Annotated in this window: 1 protein-coding gene; it reads right to left on the bottom strand. The window is 76.9% G+C overall.

Going from position 1 to position 1,782, the window contains the following annotated elements; translation table 11 throughout:
* A partial coding sequence (locus UWG_RS30855) for a beta-ketoacyl reductase (protein ID WP_237720258.1) occupies nt 1–1,756 on the bottom strand: 1,756 nt, incomplete at its 3' end.
* Between the last annotated feature and the right edge of the window lie 26 nt (nt 1,757–1,782).

Below are 1,782 nucleotides of genomic sequence, written 5' to 3'. Positions count from 1 at the left end.
CAGTCACCTGCCGTACGGCGGCGGGCGACCGCTCGGCGAGCGCCGCCGCCAGTCCGGCGGGCGTGGGGTTCTCCTGGATCAGCACCGGGTCGACCGGCTCCCCCAGCGCCCCCTCCAACTCCTTCACCAGTTCGGCGAGGAGCAGCGAGTCGAGACCGAGATCGGCGAGGGAAGCGGTGTCGGCCAGCTCCTCCGCCGGCACCCGGAGCGTGCGCGCCAGGATCTCCGTCACCCAGGACGGCCCCGTCCCGCCGCCGGCCGCCGAGGCGCCGGGCCCGGCCGCGGCGAAGGCGTTTCCCCGCTCCGCAGGCGGGGCGGCGGAGGCCGGCGCCTCCCGCAACGCTGACGGCGGCACCGCGACGCCGCCCCGGTACGGCAGCACCACCCGGTGCCCCGGCACGGCGAGCGCACCGTCGAGCAGATCGAGCGCCTCGGCACCGTCGAGCCCGGCGAAGCCCAGCTTTCCGGCCGCCTCCCCGCGCCCCTCGCCGAGGCCGGTGCCCTCCCACACGGGCCACTGGAGAGAACGCGTCGTCCAGCCGGTACCCGAACCGTCGGCGTGCGCGAGGGCGAAGTCGTCGAGGAAGGCGTTGGCCGCCGCGTAGTCGCCGTAGGCAGCGGCGAGCCGGGGGACGGCGGCGGAGACCGAGGAGAAGAGGACGAGCAGGCCGGGCGGCTGCCCGGAGAGCGCCTCCCACAAGGTGCGCACGCCCCGCGCCTTGGGGTCGAGGACGCGCTGGACGCCTTCCGGCGTCTTCGCCAGCAGTGAGCGTGCGTCGTCCATCACCCCGGCGCAGTGGAAGACGGCGGAGATCGCTCCGTGCCGTTGCCGCGCCGTCTCGAACAGCCGCGCGAGGGACGCGGCGTCGCTGAGCGCGTGCGTACGCACCTCGACGGAGGCGCCGCGCTCCGTCAGGTCGATCAGGGCGCGCAGCCGCGCGGCGAGCTTCGGCTCGGTACGCGGATTCGCCGCCTGCTCGGCCCACTTCGCGCGCGCCGGCAGCCGGCTCCGCCCGATGAGCAGCAAGTGGGGCGCGCCCCGCCGGTGCAACTCGGCGGCGAGGCGCAGGCCGACGGCGCCCGTACCGCCCGTGATCACCACGGTCCCCGCCGCCGCCTCGTCGAGAGGGCTCGGCCGGGCGGCCGCGGCAGCTCGCTCGGACGGTTCGAGGGCGCGCAGCGCGGCGTACTCGCGGCGGCCCGCACGACGGCGGACCCGCGTCTGCCGGTCGTCCCACGAGAGCTCGTCGGCGATGAGCGGCGCCAGCGCCTCGGGATCGTCCGGCCCGAAGTCCACGTCGACCGTGCGGCTCCGCACGGTGCGGAACTCGCCGGAGAGCATCCGGTACAGCCCCGCCGCCTCGGCGGCGAGGGGGCCGCGCACCACGTGCAGGCACGTCAGCGAGGGCATCCGGTGGCGCGCCAGCACCTCTTGGAGCAACCGCACCCGCCGCCGCAGCGCCGGGGCGGCGTCGCTCGGCCTCTCCTGCGGCCACCAGTCGGCGAGATCGACGAACCCCGCGAGCTGCTCGCCCTCCGGCACCAGCGCGTCCAGCATCGGCGGGCGCGCGGCGAGTTCGGCGGCGCGCACCACGATGCCGCGGCGCCCGTCCCGCTCCGGGCCGAACAGCGCGGCACCGGCACGCTCCGACTCCTCGTTGACGAGCACCAGGTAGTTGCCGGGAGCGGCCTCCCGGCGCTGCCCGCCGCCGGCCGTCCAGCTCTCGACGAGGAACTCGGGCTCCCCGCCCGCCACTTCGTCCTCCTGCGCGGCTGCCGGCG

It is taken from the genome of Streptomyces xiaopingdaonensis (assembly GCF_000262345.1).
Lineage (GTDB): Bacteria > Actinomycetota > Actinomycetes > Streptomycetales > Streptomycetaceae > Streptomyces > Streptomyces xiaopingdaonensis.
This window is presented reverse-complemented; position numbering and strand designations above follow the sequence as displayed.